This window comes from Corynebacterium sp. 1103A (genome assembly GCF_055700955.1).
The window spans coordinates 42723-64500 of the sequence record NZ_JASTTF010000014.1 but is presented as its reverse complement, the minus strand read 5'-3'; the positions used below and the strand labels follow the sequence as shown (position 1 = coordinate 64500).

Here is a 21778-nt window from a genome sequence, read left to right as displayed (position 1 = left end):
CGGACACTCCCACACCCACAACCGGACACCCTTACGTCCGATACTGGACGTTCCCCGTCATCTCCCCCCCCAACAATCGGGCAAACGGCCACGGGAGCCTCCACCTGGCTATGTCCCCAGATGCGATCTATAACCAGCTGGTTTCCGACTACGGCGAGAAGTCCACTCCGGAACAGGCTTAGTAGGCCGCCGGCAGCCTGAACTAATTCCCGGGTACCCCGCCGCCGCGCGCAATGCCTCGCGACGGGTTCAACAAAGAAAAGCGGGCACCCTACCTCCTTATCGAAGAGTGTGGGCGCCCGCTTTAGTAGTGGAGCTGCCGGGAATTGAACCCGGGTCCTTCGTCATCTTGCCAGGGCTTCTCCGTGCGCAGTTCGCGCGGAATCTCTGCTCGGCCCTCCGGATCGGACGAACGCGTCCGGATGATGGGCCCAGTCTCCAGTAGCGGTCCCATCCGGCCCTGAAGACGCAACCGGATGGCAAGTTCCTTAGTCGATGCCAGTTACTAGGTCAGGAACAAAACCTAGGCCGACAGACACGCATTGCTAATTAGGCAGCAAGTGCGTAGTCACGCTGAGAGTTCTTCTCTGCGTTTATTGAGTGCTACGACGCTTAACGGTGGTCTCTAGCCTGCACCGGCACGCTTCCCCTGGCTCAATGTACGAAGTCGAAACCAAATCAACCCCATTGCCTATAGGGCGGGATGCGTCCGCATTCCCTATAGGAAGAATTACTTTACTCGCCCACTCGTGCTAATTCAAGTGCTCGTCCAGCCACTCTTTGAGCACCACCGCGTGGTTGATCTCCCGGTCGTGGGCGGCGAACAGCAGGCTGAGATCGCCGTCCTTGGCAAGGTCGATGAGCTGGCCCAGCTCCCCGGCGTCGGAGTCGTCCAGCTCCGCGCGGTAGCGCCTACTGAATTCCTCGAAGCGTTCGGCGTCGTGATTGAACCACTTGCGCAGTTCGCTGCTAGGGGCAACGTCTTTGAACCATTCATCGTAGGCCAAGTCGTCCTTGGCTACCCCGCGGGGCCACATCCGATCCACCAGCACCCGGGTGCCCGAGGCAACACTGGGATCCTTTTTCACGTCATGGACTTTGCAAGTGTAAATCATGCCTTCCAGCCTAACCCTCCTACTGCGGGTTAGGCCGCGGTGGAAGTCCTAGACGTTAATGCCCTTCACACGGCGGCCGAGCTCGCGGGAGATCTCCCGGTCCTGGTCGCGGCGCTTGATGTCCTCGCGCTTGTCGTAGTCCTGCTTGCCCTGTGCCAGGCCGAGTTCCAGCTTGGCCCGGCCGTCCTTAAGGTAGACCTTGAGCGGGATGAGCGTCTTGTTGCCGGAGCGCACCTGGCCGTAAAGCTTGTCAATCTCCCGGCGGTGCAGCAGCAGCTTGCGGGTGCGCTTGGGGCTGTGGTTGGTCCACGTGCCCATGGAGTACTCCGGAATGTGGAGGTTGCGCAGCCAGACCTCGCCCTTGTCGATGGTGGCAAAGGCGTCGTTCAGGGAAATCTTGCCCTCCCGGAGGGACTTGATCTCCGTACCGACGAGCGCAATACCGCACTCGTAGGTGTCGAGGATCTTGAAGTCATGGCGGGCACGCCGATTGGTGGCGAGGGTCGAGTTGTTGTCGACCGCGCCCTTTTTCTTCTTGCCCTTCTTTGCCATAGCCATCAAGCTTAACCGCCCAGGCTAGAGCGAACAAACCCGCCCGACGGCCACGCGGCAGACAGCAGCATTCGGGCGGGACTGTGGGGCGCGCGAGCTACTTCTTGACGTAGAGCCGCAGCGTGACTTGGGCGGCGAGGGCGGCGAAGGCCATGGCCACCACGCCGACAATTGGCAGGGCTATCCAAATGTCCTTGGTGTGCAGCGGGGCCAGCAACTGCGCCTGGTAGAGGCTCTGCAGCGACGGGTCCACCACGTAGGACTTGGTGAGAAACAGGCCGATTCCGGCCACGACCACGCCGATGAGTGTGGACAGGACGGCCTCCAGCACGAACGGGGCCTGGGTGATCCAGCGGGAAGCGCCCACCATGCGCATGATGGACATCTCGGTCGAGCGGTTGTACGCCGCGATCTGGACCATGTTGGCGATCAGGAAGATGGCCGCCACGGCCTGGACAGCGGCGACCAGGAAGGTCGCGTTCCGGATGGAGTCCAGGTTGTCGGTGGCGCGGTCGACCTCCTCAACCTGGTCGACGACGGCATCGACCTGCGGCAGGCCCCGGATGGCGTCGATAGCCGCGGTGTCAGCGGGATCCACCAGGCGCACGTGTAGGGCGGCCGGCAGCGCGTCCGAGGAGGTCTCCTCCACCAGCAGCGGGTCGGTCTCCTGGAAATACTGCTTGAAGCGCTCGTAGGACTCCTCCTGCGAGCGGAAGGTGACCTTCTCCACGCCGGAGTCGGACTCCAACTGGTCCTTAATCTCCTTACAGCCCGCCGACGTACAGTCCGTGTCGTTGGCGGAGATCTCCTCATCCAGTTGGACCATGACTTCCACCTGCTCGAGGTAGATTTCCTTGGTGTCCTGGGTCAGGATGGTCACCAAGACACCCGCGACCACCAGCCCCACGGACACGGCCGTGGTGATAATCAGCGCGATAGTCATGGTGATGTTGCGGCCGAGCCCCTTGGCGGCCTCGCGGAAGACGAAATTTGTCTGCATGGTCTTAGAAGGCCTCCCCGTAAACGGCGTGGGTTTCATCGCGCACGAGCTTGCCGTTTCTCAGCTCCAGCACGCGCTGGCGCGCCTCGTTCACGGCGCGAGCGTTGTGCGTCGACATGATGACGGTGGTGCCGCGGCGGTTGATCTTAGACAGTAGGGTCATGATCTCCGACGCGGTCGCCGGGTCCAGGTTGCCGGTCGGCTCGTCCGCGAGCACCAGCTTCGGGCGGTTAACGAAGGCGCGGGCCACGGCCACGCGCTGCTGCTCGCCGCCGGAGAGCTCGTTCGGCATGCGGTGGGCCTTGGAGCCCAGGCCGACCATCTCGAGCACCTCCGGCACGGCCTTGTCAATCCGGTGCTTCTTCTTGCCAATGACCTCCAGCGCGAAGGCCACGTTCTGGTAGACGTTCAGCTTGGGCAGCAGCCGGAAGTCCTGGAAGACGTAGCCGATGGACTGGCGCAAGCGGTTGATCTCGCGGCCTTTGAGCGCATTGACGTGGAAGTTATCGAAGTGGATCTGTCCGGAGCTCAAGTTGGTCTCGCGCACCATCAGCTGCAGAAAGGTGGACTTGCCTGAGCCCGAGGGGCCGATGAGAAAGACGAACTCGCCGTCCTCAATGCGGAAAGACACATCATCCAGTGCCGGTCGCGTTGAGGTCGGATAGACCTTGGTTACGTTTTCGAAGGTGATCACGTCCGCAACTCTAGCAACAGGAAATAACAATTGAAACTCTTTTACCCGTCAATTGACTAAAAATTATGTGTCCCCAACTCCGTGTACGCTATAGTGACGCACACCATAAGTTCGAATACCTGCCATGAAATCCGGGCGACAGTACTCGCACGGCGGCCGCCGGCCCCACCTAAAACCGCCGCACCCGGATAAAACCAAGAGCCCCGGCTCTTCGACACAGAAAGTGCCGTTCTATGACAGAAACCGCTACCGAAGACCAGCCGAAGAAGACAGAATCTCCCGGAGGTTTTCTCGGCACCATCGAAAAGCTGGGCAATAAGCTGCCGGATCCCTTCTGGCTGTTCGTCGTCCTTGCCGGAGTCGTCGCCGTTTCCTCCTGGCTCGGCTCCCTGGGGGGTATGAGCGCCGTGGATCCCCAGACCAATGAGACCATCGAGGTCGAATCCCTGCTCACCCAGGAAAACATCTCGCGCATGGTCACGGATGCGGTGGAGAACTTCACCTCCTTCCCGCCACTAGGCGTCATCCTTGCCGTCATGCTGGGCGTGGGCGTGGCCGAGCAGTCCGGCCTGCTGTCCGCCCTCGTGCGCGCGATGGTTGCCAAGGTCACCCCGGCGACGCTGACCTTCGCCGTCGCCCTGGCCGGCGTGACCGGCTCGGTGGCCTCCGACGCCATCTACGTCATCCTCATCCCACTGGGCGCGATGTCCTTCCACGCGCTGGGGCGCTCCCCCATCGTTGGCGCCATGGTGGCCTTCGCCGCCTCCTCGGCCGGGTTTAACGCCTCGCTCATCCTCAACATCACCGACCTGCTGCTGGCCGGCATCTCTACCCCAGCCGCGCAGATGGTCAATCCGGACTACCACGTCAGCCCGCTGGCCAATATCTTCTTCGTCATCCCCTCCGCCGTCGTCCTGGCCCTCATCATCACCGCGGTCACCGAGCTGTTCATCACCCGCAAGGCCCGCGAACTGGTCAACCACGACCACATCAACTACGAAGAGGTCTCCTTCGACAAGGCCGCCGGCGGCTCGCAGAAGTCCTCCGCCGACGCTGACGACGCCGTGGATGCGCATGCAGAGGATCATGCAGGGGATGCTGACGACTCCGACAGCGACTACGACTTCACCGACGACGAGGAGGCGCTGAAGCTGTCCCGTCAGGAGGCCAAGGGCCTGATGTGGGCCGGCATCGCGCTGCTAGTCTTCCTCGCCGGCTTTTTCGCCCTGCTGTTCATCCCGGGCTCGCCGCTGGCCGGCCCGGACGGGGAGACCATGGAATCTCCGCTCATCTCCGCCATCGCGGTGCCCATCGCCCTGGCCTTCCTGCTGGTCGGCATCGTCTACGGCATCGTCGTCGGCACCATCAAGGACGGCTCCGACGTCCCGAACTTCATGGCCCGGGGACTCAAGACCCTGCTGCCCATGCTGGTGCTCTTCTTTGCCGTCGCCCAGTTCCTGGCGTGGTTCGAGTGGTCGAACCTGGGCGTGTGGACCGCGATTACCGGCTCCGAGCTCCTCCAACGCTGGGACCTGCCGCCCATCCTGATGTTTGCCGGGCTGGTCCTGCTGGTGGCCCTGCTCAACCTGCTGATTACCTCCGGTTCCGCGCAGTGGGCACTGATGGCCCCGGTCATCGTCCCGATGATGATGTACGTCCACGTCTCCCCGGAGGTCGCCCAGATGCTGTTCCGTATCGGCGACTCCCCGACCAACATCATCACCCCGATGTCGCCCTACTTCGCCCTGGCCCTGACCTTCCTGCAGCGCTACTACAAGCGCGCCGGGGTGGGCACCCTGATGTCGCTGGCCCTGCCCTACTCCGTGGCCATGCTGGTCGGCTGGTTCCTCTTCTTCGTCATCTGGTACCTGCTGGGCATTCCGCTCGGCCCGGGTGCCCCCATGCACTACCCGGCCGAGTAGCCACCGCGTCAAAAACCCAAACGCCAGCCCCGCAGCGGTTGTTTTTCACAATCCGCGCGGGGCTGGCGTCGTTAGGCCGCCGTTGGCAAGTAGCTGTGGTTGGCGGAGAGGTGGGGCGGGCGGCTAGTCCTCGCTGTCGTTGCGCTGCGCCATGCGCCAACGGATTCCGGCCTCCAGGAAGCCGTCGAGGTCGCCGTCGAGGACCTTCTGCGGGTCGCCGACCTCGAAGCCGGTGCGCAGATCCTTGACCATCTGGTACGGGTGCAGCACGTAGGAGCGCATCTGGTTGCCCCAGGAGGCGTTGCCGCCCGCGCCCAGCGCATCCAGCTCGGCCTGCTCTTCCTGGCGCTTGCGCTCCAGCAGCTTGGCCTGCAGGACCTGCATGGCCGAGGCTTTGTTCTGGATCTGGGATTTCTCGTTCTGGCAGGTCACCACGATCCCAGTGGGGATGTGGGTCAGCCGTACGGCGGAGTCGGTGGTGTTGACGGACTGCCCGCCCGGGCCGGAAGAACGGTAGACGTCCACGCGCACGTCAGCGTCCGGGATATCGATGGAGTCGGTCTGCTCCACCACGGGCAGGACCTCGACCTCCGCAAAGGAGGTCTGCCGGCGGCCCTGGTTATCAAAGGGACTGATGCGCACCAAACGGTGCGCGCCCTGCTCTACCGAGAGCGTGCCGTACATATACTCGCCGTGCACCACGAAGGTCGCGGACTTGATGCCAGCCTCCTCGGCATAAGAAATGTCGTAGACATCGACCTTGTGGTCGTTGTGCTCCGCCCACCGGATATACATGCGCATGAGCATCTCCGCCCAGTCGGCGGCATCCACGCCGCCGGCGCCGGAGCGGATGTTGATGACCGCCTCGCGCTCGTCGTATTCGCCCGACAGCATGGTCGTTACCTCAAGCGCCTCGATAGTCGAGCGCAGCGCGGCCAGCTCCTCATCCGCCAGCGCGGTGTCGCCTTCTTCCTCAGCGAGCTCGTACATCACCGGTATGTCATCGAGCCGCCCGCGCAGATCGGCGAGCTTGCGGAGCTTCGCCTGGGCGGCGGAGAGCTCCGAGGTGACCTTCTGCGCGTGCGCCGGATCGTCCCAGAGACTCGGGTCGCCCGCCTGGGCTTCCAGTTCCCGGACCCGCGCGCTCAGCTCCTCCGGGTTCATCACCTTTTCGATGGTGGTTAGCGTCGTGGACAACTCGTCCAAAGCAGCAGTCTTATCCGGGTGCATAGCACCCCAGTCTACCGCGCAGGGGTGTTCAATTAGCGATCGCCTGCCGCAGGGGCGACAATAGGGGCTATGACTCAGACCCCGAGCTTGCCCGAGATGATCGACGCCATCGCCAAGACCTTCATGGTCGCGCACGCGGATGATTCCGACGCGCACCTGGCCCAGGCACTGGTCTACAACGCCGGCCGCCTGGCCTGGCGCATGCGCGATCAAGGCGTCAATATCGAACAGAAGACCTCTGTATCCGACGTGGTCACGGAAGCCGACCGTGCCACCGAGCGCTTCGTCGCCACCGTGCTGCAGGCACTGCGCGGCGAGGACGGCCTGGTCGGCGAGGAAGGCACCTCCCAGGAGTCGACCTCGGGCCGCACCTGGGTCATTGACCCGGTGGACGGGACCTATAACTTCTCTTCCGGCTCCGACTACTGGTGCTCGGCGCTCGCCCTGCGCGACGCCGAAGGCACCGTCATGGGCGCGGTCCACCGCCCGGCCATGGGCTACACCTGGTTCGGCGGCCGCGACTTCCCCACTTCCCTGGACGGCAAGGAGGTCACCCCGCTGGCCGATGCCCCGGCCGAGCAGTTGTCCCTGGCCACCTACCTACACCCGACCTCCATCCAGGACCCGGATATCCGGGCCGCCTGGCAGAAAGTAGCCTCCGGCTTTGCCACCGTGCGCATGCTGGGCGCGGGTTCGGTGGATCTGTCCAGCGTGGCGGACGGAACCTGGGGCGCGTGGATGCAGCACACCGTCGCCGAATGGGACTGGCTGCCGGGCAAGGCCCTGGTAGAGGCCGCCGGCGGCGCGACGAAAGAGATTTCGGCCGGCGGCGTGGTATGGTGCCTGGCTGGAAATAAACAGGCAGTGAAAGAAATGGAGCAGATGCTGCGTGGGTAAATACAAAGAGGACTTGGGGTTGGCCCTTGAGGTTGCTGGTCACGCGGACGCAGTGACCATGCACCGTTTCGAGTGCTCGGATCTGGCGGTCAAGTCCAAGCCGGACATGACCCCGGTCACCGATGCCGACCTGGCCTGCGAAAAGCTCATTCGCTCGAAGCTGGCCCAGGCCCGGCCCAACGACGACGTCTTGGGTGAGGAATTCGGAGGCGAGGCCAAGTTCTCCGGCCGCCAGTGGGTCATCGATCCCATCGACGGCACCAAGAACTTCGTGCGCGGCGTGCCGGTCTGGGCCACGCTCATCGCGCTGCTGGAGGACGGCGAGCCGGTCGTCTCCGTCGTCTCCGCGCCGGCCCTGCGCCGCCGCTGGTACGCCGCGAAGGGCGGCGGCGCCTTCCGTGTTTTCGGTGGCGAGCCGAAGCGCCTCCATGTCAGCGGCGTCGGCGAGCTGGCCGACGCCTCTGTTGGCATTTCTTCCCTGTCCGGCTGGCGGGACCGCCGCCTGCGCGAGAACGTTCTCGAGCTGACCGACGTGACCTGGCGCCTGCGCGGCTACGGCGACTTCTGGAACTACTGCCTCGTGGCCGAGGGCGCGGTGGATATCGCCGCCGAGCCGGAGGTCTCCCTGTGGGACCTGGCCGCCCCCTGCCTGCTGGTCACCGAGGCCGGCGGCAACTTCACCAGTATCGAGGGCACCAACGGCCCGAATAACGGCTCCGCGCTGGCCACCAACGGCCACCTGCACAAGAAGGCGCTGGGTTACCTGGCCCCCTAAGCGCGGGCCCGCCGCCCCCTGAAACCTAAAAACCTACGACAAGGTCCCCGCCTGAAAATCAGGCGGGGACCTTGTCTGTTTTAGTAAGCGGCTAACCGAGGCGCCGGTTGCTTGCCACGCGCGGTCTTAGTTCTCCGGGAGGCTAAAGCCAGCGCCCACGCCACCGCGACGGTTCAGATCCACCAGGATGGCATCCATGTTGGTCACCGCGGTCGGCACGTGCACGGCACCCTGCAGCGGGGTGCGGCAGGCACCGTTAAAGCCCGGCGGGTTGATGCCGCCGGTGACGGAACCAACCAGGCGGCCGCGGTTGAACAGCGGCGCACCGGAGTCGCCCTGCATGGCGCAGACCTGGGTGAACTGGTACTGCGGGATGGTCGTCAGGGTCATACCGCAGGTATCCCCGGTGGCCACGCCGCGCTTACAGCTGATGTCACCCGGCTTGACGTTGCCGCCCAGGCGGTTGGCGGTCACGCCGTTGTAGGTGCGGGAGACTTCCGCGTTGGCGCCGAACTCCACGACGGAGTAATCCAGCTCGGCGTTCTTGTCCACGATGGTACCCGACGGGCCGACCTGCCAGGAGTCGGCCGAAGCCACGGACTGCCCCACCTCACCGCAGTGGCCGGCGGTCAGACCGACCTTGCGGCCGGTGTTGTCCGTGCCGGCGGCGGTCAGGGTGCACATCGACTCATCGTTGACGTAGATGGGAGTGCCCGGCCCGTAGAGGGACTTGCCCTCGGTCAGGGCGGCGTTGGACTCCTCCGGCACCTGCGGGGCGTCGAAGTAGGAGCCCGGCACGCGGTGCAGGATGAAGTCCTTGGTGGGCTTGCCAGCCATCACCTTGGAGAACATATCGTTGCGCCACTGGTAGTTCGGGTCAACGTTCTGGGGCTTGAACTCGGGCTGCGTTGCCTGCCGGACGGTCTCCTCGAGCCCAATCGGGTTCGGGTTGGTCGCCGGCGCATCAGCGTAGTCGTGCGTTTGGGGTGCGGTCGCCACGGCTGCTGCCTGGTCTGCCGCTTGTTGGGCCTGCGGGGCCTGCGTCAGGTGTTGGTTGACAGCCTCGGTGACGGCATCAGTCACCTGCGGGTCTACCTCCGGGGTGGAAATTCCCCAGTCGGCCAGATCCGAGCGGACCTGGTCCACAGCCGCCGCGGCATCAAAGCCGGGCTGGGGCGCTTCCTGCGCTCCGGCGGCTGGGGCCGCAAAGAAAAACGCACCTGCGAAAGCCGAGCCCACCAGGACTTTCTTTAGGTGCGGAATGCGAAGCATATACAGCCTTCTTTCACGTCGTAGATCATTAGGACCCCTTAATCTTGGCACGTAAATTAGTTATAAACACCCCCTTTCCCACACTGTTTCCAAGCCGTTATAGTTTCCAATTCGCGACCTCGACTTTCCTTGCTGGCCCCTCCGGGCGCGTTACCTAGCCACCCCCAACGGAGGGTGACCGGGTTTCATCCTCGGTGGAATCCCAGCGGCGCTTTTCCGCTTCCGACTTGCGGTGATTGCGCACGGCCATAAAGCCCAGGACCACGGCGATGACCAGCGGCACCCACACCTTCGTGTACTCTAGGAGGAACGCTAGCCAGGCCGGGATGGTCAAATCTGGGAAGGGGATATCCCAGTCCGGCCACGTGGGCACCGGCAGGGTGATGTCGGGAAGATCCGGCACCGGCAGGGCAATCGCCGGCAGCTGCCAGTCGGGAAGCTCCCAGTCCGGCAGCAGGTCGAGCAGCCAGCCGATGAGCCGGCTGACCAGCGGACCCAAAACGATGACCGCGATGGCCCAGCCGCTCTTGCCCAGCCCGCCCAGCATGGGATAAAGCACCCGCTTGAAGGAGCTTTCCTCCATCTCTCGGGCCCGCTTCTCCCCGCGGCTGCCCGGCGGCGGAGTGAACTCGACAACCTGCTTGCCCTCGCGGAACTCCACGGCCCTGAGCTCGTCAAAGAAATTGGCGGAGATCTTTACGCACGGTTTCCCGTCCATGGCCGCCAGGTTTCCCGCGGGCTCGGAGTCCCAGCCCAGCTTCTTGCTCAGCGGGATCTTACCGCTTTGCACACTGCGCACTCGCCGGCGCACCTCCCCGCCCACGGTGAGCTGCAGGCGCACCGGCGGGTTTTCCACGAAGGTCTGTAGCCTCTCTTTGGCCCCGGCGTCAACGGGCAGCGAAGTGCCGTTCGCCACCTCACCGGTCTCATCGTCCCGCTCGGCGGGCCAGTCCGGGTAGCGCTCGATAAACTCCGCGTCAAAGCCGCATTCGACGGTGATTCGCCCGTGGGTGGGGTGCTCTAGCATCCAGGTTTCCACCTATTCCTCCTCCTCCCAGGCAGTCATGGCGCCCTCCTTGTCTGCGATCGCGGCGCCGACAAAGGCCAAGATGACTATGACCGGCAGGTAAATCCAGGTACCGGGGTTGAAGTACATCTTCATCGCGAGGAAGTACGCCACCCCAACCAGGATGGGAAAGGAATAGGTAAACCGGAACACCCGGGCATCGACTGCCCCGCCGACCAGGGCCACGGCCAGCAGGAAGACCAGGATCCCCCACCCTGGCACACAGGTGTGGAGAAGCGGCGGACCGGCCACGATGAGCAGCCCGACGCCTACCAGCACGACCCACCCGGCCCCGCCCCGGCGCGACTTGGGCTTTTCCGGCTGGGCCGCCGGCCGGGCCACCTGTGGCCCCTGCCCGGCGCGGCGGGGGTCCTTCGGTGGGGCCCACTGACTGTCTTCCCGATTATCTTCCGGTCTGTTCATAGCGCACACACTATTCGATGCTCCACGCGCTGTCCTCCTCCCCTCGGAGGACTTGTACCCCGAGGCAGGAGGGCGGCGCGGTCGACGCGAAAACCTTTATCATGTACGCCATGACAACTAGCGGAACTGTACCGGAGAACCTGCAGGTACTCTTTGCCGCCATGGACGCCACGCGCGCCGAGCGCGAGGAGCTCTACACCTGGTTCCACCAGCACCCGGAGCTGTCCATGCAGGAAGAGCCCACGGCCGCGCGGATCGAAGAAGAGCTGCGCGCCTACGGCTGCAAGGTTATAAGCCTCGCCGGCACCGGCCGGGTGGGCATTGTGCGCAACGGCGACGGCCCGACGGTGCTGTTCCGGGCCGACATGGACGCCCTGCCCATCGCGGAGGACTCCGGCCTCGAGTACGCGGTCGCCAAGAAGCGCGGGCTCATGCACGCCTGTGGGCACGTCTTCCACACCGCCCGCCTGCTGGGGGCTACCCGCGCCTATGCCGAACACCCCGAGACCTGGTCGGGCACGCTCATCGCCTTGTTCCAGCCGGGGGAGGAGGCCGGCGGCGGCGCGCAGAAGATGGTCGACGACGGGCTGGCAGACATGATCCCGCAACCGGACGTGGCCCTGGCCTAGCACGTCGGCCCGTTCGCCCCGGATTACGCGATGACCACCCGCCCCGGCGCGCTCATGGCGGAGGCCACCACCACGCGAGTGGTGGACTTTTTCACCGAGCTCTTCGGCGCCGACGCCGTCTACGGCAACATGGCGCCGCTGACCGGCTCGGAAGACTTCCCCATCATCCCGCACGCTTTGTCCGTGCCCTACTGCTACTGGGGCTCGGGCGGTTTCCCGAAGATGGAAGGAGCCCCGCCAACCACTCCCCGGCGTTTAACCTGGCGCTGCAGCCGACTCCGGATACCGGCACCCGCTACGCCATCGCCGGTATCGTCCTCTGGCTCGCCCAGGCGCGGGACTAGCCCGGCGCTTACTGGCGCCTAGCGCAGGCGGCGGGCGCCGGCGCCGGGCTCGGCCAGCAGGAAGGACGGCTCCGGGAAGCCGGCATCGGCAGCCGCCGCGGCGATGGCATGGGCGGTCGTGTCCACCTCGTCACGCGGGATGAGCGCGATCACCGCGCCCCCGAAGCCGCCGCCGGTCATGCGCGCGCCCACCTCGCCGGCCGCGCTAAAGGCCTGGTCGAGCTCCTTGGTGGTCACCTCGTACTGATCGCGCAGGCTCACGTGGGAATCGCGCATAAGCGCCCGGAAGGTGTCGAAATCACCGTCCTGCAGGGCGCGGGCGGCTTCCAGGGTGCGCTGTGTTTCCTCGACCACGTGCGCCACGCGGCGAGCCACGAGAGCCGGGTCGGCGCTGTTCCCAGCCGCGTTGTCGGCGGCCCAGGCGCGGGCGGCGGCCACAGCATCTCCCGTGGCGGCCTGGATGTCGCGAATCGTTCCGTTGTCACTGGGCGCTAGGGCGCGCTGCACGTCGTCGATAAGCCCGCGGCGGGAGGCGTACTGCCCGTCGCTCAAGGTGTGCGGGGCGTTCGTGTCCGCGATAAGCAGTACCAGGCCGCACGCCTTGATGTCGAAGGGCACTCGCTCCACCGCGCCGGTGGAAAAGTCCAGAACCAGGGCCTTGCCGCGGGTGCACAGCAGGCTCGCGTTTTGGTCCAGCCCGCCGGTGGACGCACCCACCACCTCGTTTTCTGCGCGGATGCAGGCCTGTGCCAGCTCCTTGCGCGCCGCGTCGTCGGGCTGGCGGCCCGTGGCCAGCTCGTAGGCCGCCACGGCCACGGAACACTCCAGCGCCGCGGAGCTGGACAGGCCCGAGCCCACTGGGACGTCGGAGACGACCGCGATGTCGAGGCCCGCGCACTCGGCAATCGCGCCGGATTCCAGCCCCGCCCAGACGGTGCCGGCGATATAACCGGCCCAGCTCGCCGGGTTGCCGGGGCCGACCTGCGCCAGCGGGATCGCACACCGCGCCGGTTCGTCCTGGCCCGGCTGCGCGGAGACCATGCGCAGCTGCCCGTCGGTCCGCGGCGCCACCGCCACGGCGGTGTTGTGCTCCAGCGCGAACGGGATGGAAGCTCCGCCGGCATAGTCGATGTGCTCGCCGATGAGGTTGACCCGCCCCGGCGCGGCCCATACCCCGGCCGGCGCGGCGGAAAACTCCGCGGCGAAGAGGGCCTCGGCGGCATCGGCCAGCGCGGCGTCGCTGCGGCTCGGCAGCCAGTTGAGCTTAGTCACGCGGCCAGACCTCCTGGAAGCGGGCGGCGATAGCCTCCGGCGTGGTGTCATTGATCCACACTCCCTGCGCGGATTCGGAGCCAGCCAAAAACTTCATGCGGTTCGGCGAGCGCATGAGCGAGAACAGCTGCAGGTGCATGCGCACGGTGCCGCGGCCGGCCGGGTCCACCGGCGCCAGGTTCCAGCCGGCGATGTACGGGGTCCGCTCGACGCCCTCGAAGAACTCATCCACCGCGGTATACAGCTTCTTGAGCAACGCGGCCAGGTCGTCGCGCTGGGCGTCGTTGAGATCCCGGAAGTCCCGGGCCGGGGTGTTGGGCATGACCATCGCCTCGACCGGCCACTTGGCCGCGGCCGGGACGAAGGCGGTGAAGTGCTCGGTTTCCGCGATGATCCGGGTGCCGGCGGCGCGCTCGCGCTCTAGCACGTCGGCGAAGAGATCCCCGCCGGTATCTTTTCGGTACTCCCGCGAGCGGTTAACCATCGCCTTCAGCCGGGGCGAGAGGAACGGGTAGGAATAGATCTGCCCGTGCGGATGCTGGAGGGTCACGCCGATTTCCTCCCCGCGGTTTTCAAACGGGAAGACCTGCTGGACCCCCTCGATGGCGGCCAACGCCTCCGTCCGGTGGGCCCAGGCCTCAATGACAGTGCGGATGCGGCCAACCGGCAGGTCCTTAAAGGAGGTGTGCGCGTCCTCGGTGAAGCAGACCACCTCGCAGCGCGCGTGGGCCGGCCGGCGCGGGACCAGGCCCATCGAGTCCACGTCGTACTCAAAATCCGGGCCGGCCTCCGCGGCCAGGGAGAAGGACGGGAAGCGGTTTTCAAAGACCACGACGTCGTAGGTCGGCGACGGGACCTCCGTGGGCAGGCCGCCCGGGCGCGACGGCGCCAGCGGGTTCTCGTTGGCCGGCGGCATGAACGTGCGGCTCATGCGGTGGGCGGCGAAGGCGACCCAGTCCCCGGTCAGCGGGTCCCGGCGCATCTCCGAGGTTGGCTGCACCTGCGGCAAGTCGCGCGGGTCGGTCAACACGCGCTCGCCCTCGGCGTGCGGGCGGTCATCGAAATAGAAGATGTCTCGGCCGTCTGCCAGCTGGGCTTGCGTGACTGAAACATGTGCTTCGGACATGCGTCGTTCTCCTGACGTTTCCTAAATAAATGCTGCCGCCGGCGGGAGGCTATCGCCCCGCCGGGATCAGTATCTAGTGCTTCGGGTGAGGTTCTGCTTCCACGGCGGATTCAGCCGCGGCCGCGTCGCTTACCACGATAGGCCGCAGCTTAGCCCAGGCGGCAAAGACCACGGCGGTGGCAAGCAGCGCGAGCCCGGTCCACAGGTTGTCCGTAGCGGCCTTAAGCGCCCCGGTTTCCGGATCGATGCCCGGGTCGAGGAAGAAGTAGCAGCCGAGGAGCACCACGCCGTAGATTCCGAGCAGGGCCGCGATCACGTTGCGCAGGTCGAAGGCGCCGGTAGGCGAGGTGGAGTCAGGTTTCTGGGTCACGGGTGAAGAAGTCATGATGAGTTACTCCCCTTCCCTTTCTAGGCGAAGATGACGTTGAGGACGATGACGAGGACCAGGCAGATGATCCCCAGTGGCACGGTGCGCTGGTACCACGGCAGGGAGGCCTCCGTGTAGTCCTCGAAGTGGCCCTTGGGCGTGACGGAGCTGACGAAGCCGACCAGCTCGTGGTCCGGCTTCGGAGTGGTAAACAGGGTGACCACCACGGAGACAATGATATCGGTGGCAAAGGCGATACCGGCGGCAACGAAGGCGGTGCCCTGGCCGGGTAGGTTGAACAGCGTGGCGCTCGCGTCGGTGAAGTTGGCGGTGTACCAGTAGCCGATGGCGGCCAGCGTGCCGGCAGTCAGTCCGGACCAGCCGGCGTGCGGGGTCATCCGCTTCCAGAACATGCCCAGGATGAACGTGGCAAACAACGGCGCGTTGAAGAAACCGAAGAGTGTTTGCAGGTAGTCCATGATGTTGCCGAAGTTGCGCGCCAGCAGCGCGGTGAACATCGCGATGATGGTCGCGCCCACGGTCGCCCAGCGGCCGAACCGCAGGTAGTAATCGTCCGACCGGTCCTTGACCACGTAGGTCTGCCAGATGTCGTAGGAGATGACGGTGTTGAACGCGGAGATATTCGCGGCCATGCCCGCCATGAACGAGGCCAGCAGGCCGGCGATGGCCACGCCCAGCAGGCCGTTGGGCAGCAGGTCGCGCATGAGCAACAGGATGGCGTCGTTCGGCTCGGCGGTGCCTTCCACCAGGTCGGCGACCAGCACGGAGGCGACCATGCCGGGGATGACCACCAGGAAGGGGATGAACATCTTCGGGAAGGCGCCGATAATCGGCGTCTTGCGGGCGGCGGAGATGGAGTCCGAGGCCATGGCGCGCTGGACCTCGACGAAGTTAGTGGTCCAGTAGCCGAACGAGAGCACGAAGCCCAGGCCCAGCACGATACCGACCACGGACCAGAACGGCGAGTCGAAGCCGGAGATGTCCGTGCCCGGCCAGGTGTGGAAGTGGGATTCCTGCGCCACGGCGTCCTTGAGACCCTGCCAGCCGCCCACGCGGTTCAGGCCGATGATGGTCAGCGGCGCCAGGGTGGCGACGATGACGAAGAACTGCAGGACCTCGTTGTAGATCGCGGCGGACAGCCCGCCCAGGGAGATATACGACAGTACGATGATGCCGGCGATCACCAGGGCCACCCACTGCGGCCAGCCCAGCAGGGCCTCCACGATGGTGGCCAGCAGGTAGAGGTTCACGCCGGCGATGAGCAGCTGCGCGAGCGCAAAGGAGATGGCGTTGACCAGGTGCGCGCCCCTGCCGAAGCGCTTGCGCATGAACTCCGGCACGGAGCGGACCTTGGAGCCGTAGTAGAAGGGCATCATGACGATGCCCAGGAATACCATCGCCGGGACCGCGCCGATCCAGAAGTAGTGCATGGTCTGGAAGCCGTATTCCACGCCGTTGGCGGACATGCCGATGATTTCCACCGCGCCCAGGTTCGCGGAGACGAACGCGAGGCCGGTCACCCACGCGGGCAGGCCACGCCCGGAGAGGAAGAAGTCGATTGAGGAGGACACGCGGGCCTTGGCGGCCCAGCCGATGCCCAGCACGAACGCGAAGTAGACGGCCACCAAGAGGTAGTCGACCCACGAGGCGTCGAGGCGTAGTGCTTGCTGCACACTATCCATAATGTTGCCTTTCTGTCTGTTAAAAAGCTCTGATACGCAGCGCGAAGCTCGCCGGGGCGCCCGGTCGCAGCGTGGTGATATCGCATCCACTGGCCAGCGCGTTCGGCGGCGCGCTCATGGGTTCTACCGCCAGCGCCCGGCGCGGCGGTCCGCTAGGGTCGCCACCGGTGCGGTAATCCGGGAAGTCAGGCGCCGTATAGACTTGGACCCAGCGCATGCCGGGCTGGCTCCCCGGCGCGGGGTCGAGCTGGACGCCGTGACCGTCGGGGCGGGTCAGGCGCGCTACCGGGTGCGCGCCGCGGAAGCAGTGGTCGAGCCACACCTTCCCGGACTCATCCCGGCAGGTACCCGGCGCGCCCGCCGCGGCCAGCGGCACGCCGCTAGCGACGCCGGGGAGTACCTCCTCGGCCGGCCGCAGCTCCCCGCAGGGCAAATTGCGGCTGCCCAGCGGGAGGTTGTCTTCAACCGCCAGCTGAAGGCGGCAGTCATCGATAGCGTCACCGCCGGCCGAAAGGTAGGTGTGTACGCCCAGCGCGAAGGGCGCGGGGCAACCGTCAGTCTCCGCCCGGTATTCGGCAGCAAGGCCGCCTGTACCCAGCCGGTAGGTAGCGGTTAGCCGAATCTGCCACGGCCAGCCGGGCCGCGGACCGATGTCGGTGCGCAGCCGCAACGCCGTGCCCTCGCCCGCGACCCCGTCCGAATCCCCGTCCAAGGCCCCATCCGCGACCCATTCGCATTCCCAGAGGCGCTCGTGCACGAAGCCGTGGATGGCGTTGTTACTCTCCGGCTCGGTAATGGGCAGCTGGTACTGCTGGCCCTCCCAGCCAAACCGGCCGTCTTCGATGCGGTTCGGCCAGGGCGCTAGCACCACCCCGCACGCGGCGGGCGCGTCTGCGCCGTCCGGGTAGGTTTCCACCAAGTCGCGGTCGTTATAGGTCAGCGCTTTGATGCCGCCGCCTACTCCTGCAATCTCCGCGCGGTAGTCACCGGCGACGAGCGCGTATACCGGGTGATTCCCAATAGCCGAGTCCGACATGTACCTCACCTTGGCCTTTAAGGCCTAGCCTTCAGGGAGCACGCGCCTATGTGCACGTGCTGCGCGAATTTTTATACGCGCCACCTACTTACGCTATAACTGGGCGGAATATCCACGCAAACGATTGCAATGTGATTTGGGATTCCCTACCCCCAGCGGACTACCCTGTCCGATCCGGTCTTAGCGCACCAGCGCGGTCGCCATCGCGTGCAGGGCGGCTATCGCCTGCGCCTGGATGCCCGGGTCATCTGCCTGCTCGGCTGCGCGCAGGATAGCGGCGTTCAGCAGGGTGGATTTTCCGGAGCCGGATGGCCCCACCACCGCGACGAATTCCCCGGGCGCCACGCTCATGCTCACCCGGTCGAGCGCAGTGACTTGCGAGTCGCCGTCGCTGTAGCTCACGGTGACGTCAGTTAATTCCAGTGCGGGGCTCATCGATTCTCTCCTAGGGCTGCGAGCGGGTTGGTTCGGGTAACGCGCACGACCGCGACGATCGCGCCGATTAGGTCGGCGATAAAGAGCAGCGCTCCCCCGCCGAGGACAGAGCCCAGCTCCGTGGCGTACGGCATGGTCGGGGCGCCGACCTCTGGCTTCCCGCTGAGCTCCGGCAGACCCTCCGGGGCCAGGAAGGAGTCCGGCTCCACGCCAAACAGCGTGAGGTCAGCCGCCTTACCGTCCTGGTTGTGGGCGTTGACGATGGCCAGCCCCATTGGGGCCGCCTCCGTCACGCCGTCGATGCCGGCCATCGTCTTCAGCCCGGATACACCATCATTGACCAGCCCCGCCGTCAGGCCGGAGATAATCACGACGAGCATCGACATGAGCGCCAAGACAACGCCCAGCAAAAGAAAACGTGTGCGCGCGAAAAGCATTTCGCGCCAAGCAAGGTACATGGTTCAATTTCCTGAGTAGCCGACAACAACCAGCGGCTTTGCCGCTCCCCAGAGCCTTTAGCAACACAGTGTTTCCATCATGGCGACAGGGTGTCGCCTAACGCGGGGGATCGAAAAAGCCCCCTCCGAAGAGGGGGCTAATCGTAAGAAGATGGTAGCGGGGGCAGGATTCGAACCTACGACCTCTGGGTTATGAGCCCAGCGAGCTACCGAGCTGCTCCACCCCGCGTCGAGATGACTTCTAACATCTGCGCCTGCCACAGTGGGTTTTTATTGTGTCCCCTCTGTGTCGGCGACTCTTGTAACTATACAGACAGTAGTGCGCCCACCCAAATCCCCAGCGCACCCGGCATATCGTCCGGGGTGCGGGGACCGGGTGGCCGCGGTCGCCTAGCACCTAGTTACTGTTTCTCGGCGTCCTGGTAGCGCTTGACGGCCTCGTCCAGCTTGTCGAGGGCCCGGCCGTACTCCTCGTGGGAGCCGCCGCGGGCGTCCTCGATACCCTTGAGGGCGTCGTTGATGCCGGAGATGGCATCGCCAGCAGCGCTATCCGCCGGGGCGCTGGCCGGGTCAGAGGCGGAAGCCTCCTGGTCCTTGTCGTCGCCGGAACTATCAGCGTCCGACTTGTCGCCTGCGCCACCACGGCCATCGACTTCCTCGATGTCCTGGGCGGCCTCCGGGTCGATGCCGACCTGTTCCAGGGCCTCACTAATCGTCGGGGCGTAGCCCACGCGGCCCTTGTAGGAAATCAGCACACGCAACAGCTTCGGGAACGCGGATTCCTGATCCGCGCGCTTGGAGTAGATCGGCTCCAGGTAGAGGATCTCTCCCCCACCGACCGGCAGGGCCAGCAGGTTGCCGTTCTCCAGCTCGTTGGTGCCCTCCCACAGGGAGCGGTCGCGGGCAACCTGGTCAGAGGACATCATCGCGTCCTGGGCCTGCTTCGGGCCCTGGGTCTGCGTATCTGTCGGCAGGACGCGCACGGTGATCTTGCCGTAGTTCTGCGGGTCGGAGGTCGCTGTCATGTGCGCCGAGAGGAACTGGCGGCGCAGGCCACGGTAGGTGGTGGTCAACTGGAAGCTGGCTTCCTCCGACTGCGGATCACGGGCCATCACGTAGTACGGCGGCTGATCCTTGGCCTGGGCGCCCTCCGCCGCGGACGGGTCTTCCGGCACGGACCAGAAGGCGTCGTTGTTGAAGAACACGCCCGGGTCATCGACGTGGTAGCGGGCCAGCATGTCGCGCTGGACCTTGAACATGTCCTCCGGGTAGCGGAAGTGCTCGCGCAGCTCGTCGGAGATCTCCGACTCCGGCTTCACGACGTCTGGGAAGACACCCTCCCAGGCCTTCAGGACCGGGTCCTCGGTGTCGAACTCGTAGAGGTCCACGGTGCCGTCGTAGGCATCCACCACGGCCTTGACCGAGTTACGGATGTAGCCGACCTGGTCGTTGATGAGACGCTGGGTGGTCCCGTCCGGGTTCAGCGCGTCCTGGGTGGTCTCCGACAGGGTGGTGCGCTGCGAGTACGGCAAGGCCTCCAGCGTGGTGTAGCCGTCCACAATCCACTTGATCTTGCCGTCGATAACGGCCGGGTAGGTCGAGGAGTCCGTGGTCAGCCACGGCGCGACCTTCTCCACGCGCTCGCGCGGATCGCGGTCGTAGAGGATCTTCGACTCGGAGCCCACGCGGTCGGAAAGCAGGAAGTTCAGCTCGCGGTACTTCGCCGCGTAGATGGTGCGGTCGACGATGTTGCCGATGTCGACGCCGCCCTGGCCGTCGTAGGTGAAGGTGCTGGAGTCCGTGTCGTACTCGACCGAGCGATCGCCGGTCTGGCCGACGATGGCGTAGTCTAGGCCGTCGTCCGCGGAAGCGATGACCGGGCCGTAGTAGACGCGCGGCTGCTGGACGTTGATGCCCAGCTCCTCCTCGGCGTCACGGACCTCACCCTCGCGCTCCTCCTCGGCCTCCTTGGTATCCAGCTCGGAGACCGTGAATACCGGGAAACCACCGCGGGAGGAGCCGGCGTCGCGGGCGACCTCATCGACCTTGTTGGCCTCGGCCGCGATGAAGCCGTTGCCGTGGGTGTAGACCGTGTGGCGGTTCAGCCAGTCCTGCTGGTTTTCCTGCAGGGCGTTCGGGTCCAGCTCACGGGCGGCGACCACGAAGTCGCGCAGCTGCCCGTCCACCTCGTAGCGGTCCATGGCCAGGGTCTCCGGGAAGCCGTAGAAGTTCTTCAGCTGCTGCATCTGGGTGAAGGTCTCACTCAAGATGTCCGGATCCAGAAGACGCAGGTTGTTGATGGTCTCCTCGTCCTTGGCCACCTTGGCGTCCGGGACCTCCTCGGCGCCCCAGTTTTCGACGTAGTCAACGTCATCATCCGTAATCCCGTAGGCAAAGCGCGTGGACGCGATGTTGCGCTCGATGGATTCGGCTTCCTTCATCTGCCGGTTCGGCTGGACGGAGAACTGCTCCATCAGCAGCGGCCAGCCGTTGCCAATGACCAGGGAGGACACCAGCATCAGCACCACGGCCAGGCCGGGGATGCGCAGGTCCTTGATCACCACGGCGGCGAAGAAGGCGATGGCGACGAAGACGCCGATGACCATGAGGATGATCTTCGCCGGCAGGTAGGCGTTGATATCGGTGTAGGAGGCACCGGTAAACAGCTCGTTGGTATTGGTCAGCAGGTCGTAACGGTCCAGCCAGTAGCCGGCGACCTGCAGCAGCATCCAGACGCCGGCGGTCACGGCCAACTGGACGCGGGCCGGCTTGGAGACCTGGCCCTTCACGCCCGCGGCCTGGTTGCCGAAGCGGATGCCACCCAGCACGTAGTGGCCGATGAGAGCGATCAGGAAGGCCACCACGGCGAGCACGCTCAGCGAGCTGACCACCAGGCGGACAACCGGCAGGGTGAAGGCGTAGAAGCCCAGGTCGTGGTGGAACTGGGGATCCTGCACGCCGAAGTCGTTGCCGTTGAAGAACAACAGCACGATCCGCCAGGAGCCCTGGAGGATGAAGCCCGCAGCCAGGCCGATCAGGATGGGCAGGAACTTCAGGACCGTGTTCATGGTCTTTTCGATCGACTGCCGGTACTGGTAGACCGGGGAATTCAGGTCCCCCATGTCCGCGTCCAGGCTGTCGGGCCTGCCCCGCCAAACGAAGTGGGCTGCCAGGGCCACCACCAGGGCGGAAAAGACCGCCGCGACTAGGAAGAGGACGATGCGGGCGATGATGGCCGTGGTGAAGACGCCGCGGTAGTCAATCGCGCCGAACCACTTCCAGTCCGTGTAGAGCCCGACGAAAATCGGGCCCACGATGACGAGGATCGCAATGATGCCCACGATCCAGCCCAGCACGCGCGGCGGGCGCTTCATAGGGGCAGCGGGTTGGGATAGGTTTGAAACCAACGCCAGCTCCAATCAATTATCGTGCGAATATAGAAAGTTATAGGCTTCCAGTTTA

The 21778-nt window shown here is 65.2% G+C and carries 21 protein-coding genes, 1 tRNA gene, 1 other RNA gene and 1 pseudogene; 6 read left to right on the top strand and 18 right to left on the bottom strand.

Going from position 1 to position 21778, the window contains the following annotated elements; all coding sequences use genetic code 11:
• Positions 1–110 precede the first annotated feature (110 nt).
• On the top strand, positions 111–182 hold the full coding sequence (locus QQS52_RS09915; RefSeq protein WP_472773708.1) for an Ltp family lipoprotein: 72 nt from the start codon (positions 111–113) through the stop codon (positions 180–182).
• A 126-nt stretch (positions 183–308) separates the two neighbouring features.
• Here QQS52_RS09915 and ssrA read toward each other — a convergent pair.
• The 5 genes from ssrA to ftsE all read right to left on the bottom strand — a co-directional run bounded on the left by ssrA (position 309) and on the right by ftsE (position 3361).
• Positions 309–686: a transfer-messenger RNA gene (gene ssrA, locus QQS52_RS09910) on the bottom strand.
• 66 nt (positions 687–752) lie between these two features.
• The gene (locus QQS52_RS09905; protein ID WP_472773697.1) at positions 753–1115 is read right to left on the bottom strand and encodes a DUF488 domain-containing protein; all 363 of its coding nucleotides are present in this window, start codon (positions 1113–1115) and stop codon (positions 753–755) included.
• A gap of 48 nt (positions 1116–1163) precedes the next feature.
• Positions 1164–1667 carry an SsrA-binding protein SmpB gene (smpB, locus tag QQS52_RS09900; RefSeq protein ID WP_070769505.1) on the bottom strand — a complete coding sequence of 168 codons (504 nt, stop codon included), beginning with the start codon at positions 1665–1667 and terminating at the stop codon, positions 1164–1166.
• 97 nt (positions 1668–1764) lie between these two features.
• Positions 1765–2667, bottom strand: coding sequence for a permease-like cell division protein FtsX (gene ftsX / locus QQS52_RS09895; RefSeq protein WP_472773696.1), 903 nt, complete (start codon positions 2665–2667; stop codon positions 1765–1767).
• 4 nt (positions 2668–2671) lie between these two features.
• Complete coding sequence (gene ftsE / locus QQS52_RS09890) at positions 2672–3361, bottom strand: cell division ATP-binding protein FtsE (RefSeq protein WP_472773695.1); 690 nt, start codon at positions 3359–3361, stop codon at positions 2672–2674.
• Between the two features lie 233 nt (positions 3362–3594).
• Between ftsE and QQS52_RS09885 the strand changes: the two genes are divergently transcribed.
• Positions 3595–5283 (top strand): AbgT family transporter, encoded by a 1689-nt coding sequence (locus QQS52_RS09885; protein WP_472773694.1) that lies wholly within the window; start codon positions 3595–3597, stop codon positions 5281–5283.
• 123 nt (positions 5284–5406) lie between these two features.
• On the opposite strand, the gene prfB is transcribed toward QQS52_RS09885, so the two are convergent.
• A complete protein-coding gene (gene prfB, locus QQS52_RS09880) occupies positions 5407–6513 on the bottom strand; it encodes a peptide chain release factor 2 (RefSeq protein ID WP_472773693.1) in 1107 nt (368 codons plus the stop codon).
• 69 nt (positions 6514–6582) lie between these two features.
• Here prfB and QQS52_RS09875 point away from each other — a divergent pair, with 69 nt between their 5' ends.
• Together QQS52_RS09875 and hisN are read left to right on the top strand one after the other, a co-directional pair.
• Positions 6583–7410 (top strand): inositol monophosphatase family protein, encoded by an 828-nt coding sequence (locus tag QQS52_RS09875; protein WP_472773692.1) that lies wholly within the window; start codon positions 6583–6585, stop codon positions 7408–7410.
• The gene (gene hisN / locus QQS52_RS09870; protein WP_472773691.1) at positions 7403–8185 is read left to right on the top strand and encodes a histidinol-phosphatase; all 783 of its coding nucleotides are present in this window, start codon (positions 7403–7405) and stop codon (positions 8183–8185) included. Before QQS52_RS09875 ends, hisN begins: the two co-directional genes overlap by 8 nt.
• Before the next feature lie 126 nt (positions 8186–8311).
• Here hisN and QQS52_RS09865 read toward each other — a convergent pair whose 3' ends face one another.
• The 3 genes from QQS52_RS09865 to QQS52_RS09855 form a co-directional block, all read right to left on the bottom strand.
• Positions 8312–9457 carry a S1 family peptidase gene (locus QQS52_RS09865; protein ID WP_472773690.1) on the bottom strand — a complete coding sequence of 382 codons (1146 nt, stop codon included), beginning with the start codon at positions 9455–9457 and terminating at the stop codon, positions 8312–8314.
• Positions 9458–9611: 154 nt separating this feature from the next.
• On the bottom strand, positions 9612–10496 hold the full coding sequence (locus QQS52_RS09860; protein ID WP_472773689.1) for a hypothetical protein: 885 nt from the start codon (positions 10494–10496) through the stop codon (positions 9612–9614).
• Positions 10497–10946 (bottom strand): hypothetical protein, encoded by a 450-nt coding sequence (locus QQS52_RS09855; protein ID WP_472773688.1) that lies wholly within the window; start codon positions 10944–10946, stop codon positions 10497–10499.
• 110 nt (positions 10947–11056) lie between these two features.
• Here QQS52_RS09855 and QQS52_RS09850 point away from each other — a divergent pair, with 110 nt between their 5' ends.
• Positions 11057–11575: a M20/M25/M40 family metallo-hydrolase gene (locus QQS52_RS09850; protein ID WP_472773687.1), complete on the top strand. Its 519-nt coding sequence runs from the start codon at positions 11057–11059 to the stop codon at positions 11573–11575.
• Between the two features lie 30 nt (positions 11576–11605).
• The gene (locus tag QQS52_RS09845; RefSeq protein WP_472773686.1) at positions 11606–11941 is read left to right on the top strand and encodes a hypothetical protein; all 336 of its coding nucleotides are present in this window, start codon (positions 11606–11608) and stop codon (positions 11939–11941) included.
• On the opposite strand, the gene galK is transcribed toward QQS52_RS09845, so the two are convergent.
• From galK to QQS52_RS09800, 9 genes and pseudogenes are all read right to left on the bottom strand, one after another.
• A complete protein-coding gene (gene galK / locus QQS52_RS09840; RefSeq protein ID WP_472773685.1) occupies positions 11938–13191 on the bottom strand; it encodes a galactokinase in 1254 nt (417 codons plus the stop codon). The two genes, QQS52_RS09845 and galK, sit on opposite strands and share 4 nt — an antisense overlap.
• Positions 13184–14317 carry a galactose-1-phosphate uridylyltransferase gene (gene galT / locus QQS52_RS09835; RefSeq protein ID WP_472773684.1) on the bottom strand — a complete coding sequence of 378 codons (1134 nt, stop codon included), beginning with the start codon at positions 14315–14317 and terminating at the stop codon, positions 13184–13186. Before galT ends, galK begins: the two co-directional genes overlap by 8 nt.
• A gap of 73 nt (positions 14318–14390) precedes the next feature.
• Positions 14391–14702 (bottom strand): hypothetical protein, encoded by a 312-nt coding sequence (locus tag QQS52_RS09830; protein WP_296204054.1) that lies wholly within the window; start codon positions 14700–14702, stop codon positions 14391–14393.
• Positions 14703–14725: 23 nt separating this feature from the next.
• Positions 14726–16378 (bottom strand): sodium:solute symporter family protein, encoded by a 1653-nt coding sequence (locus QQS52_RS09825; RefSeq protein ID WP_472773707.1) that lies wholly within the window; start codon positions 16376–16378, stop codon positions 14726–14728.
• Positions 16379–16406: 28 nt separating this feature from the next.
• Positions 16407–17423, bottom strand: a complete 1017-nt coding sequence (locus QQS52_RS09820; protein WP_472773683.1) for an aldose epimerase family protein — start codon at positions 17421–17423, stop codon at positions 16407–16409.
• Between the two features lie 180 nt (positions 17424–17603).
• On the bottom strand, positions 17604–17858 hold the full coding sequence (locus tag QQS52_RS09815; RefSeq protein ID WP_472773682.1) for an ATP-binding cassette domain-containing protein: 255 nt from the start codon (positions 17856–17858) through the stop codon (positions 17604–17606).
• Between the two features lie 182 nt (positions 17859–18040).
• Positions 18041–18316, bottom strand: a pseudogene (locus QQS52_RS09810) (ABC transporter permease); the annotation flags it as partial.
• Between the two features lie 152 nt (positions 18317–18468).
• Positions 18469–18545 (bottom strand) — tRNA-Met (locus QQS52_RS09805).
• Between the two features lie 172 nt (positions 18546–18717).
• Positions 18718–21690 (bottom strand): UPF0182 family protein, encoded by a 2973-nt coding sequence (locus QQS52_RS09800; protein WP_472773681.1) that lies wholly within the window; start codon positions 21688–21690, stop codon positions 18718–18720.
• Positions 21691–21778 lie beyond the last annotated feature (88 nt).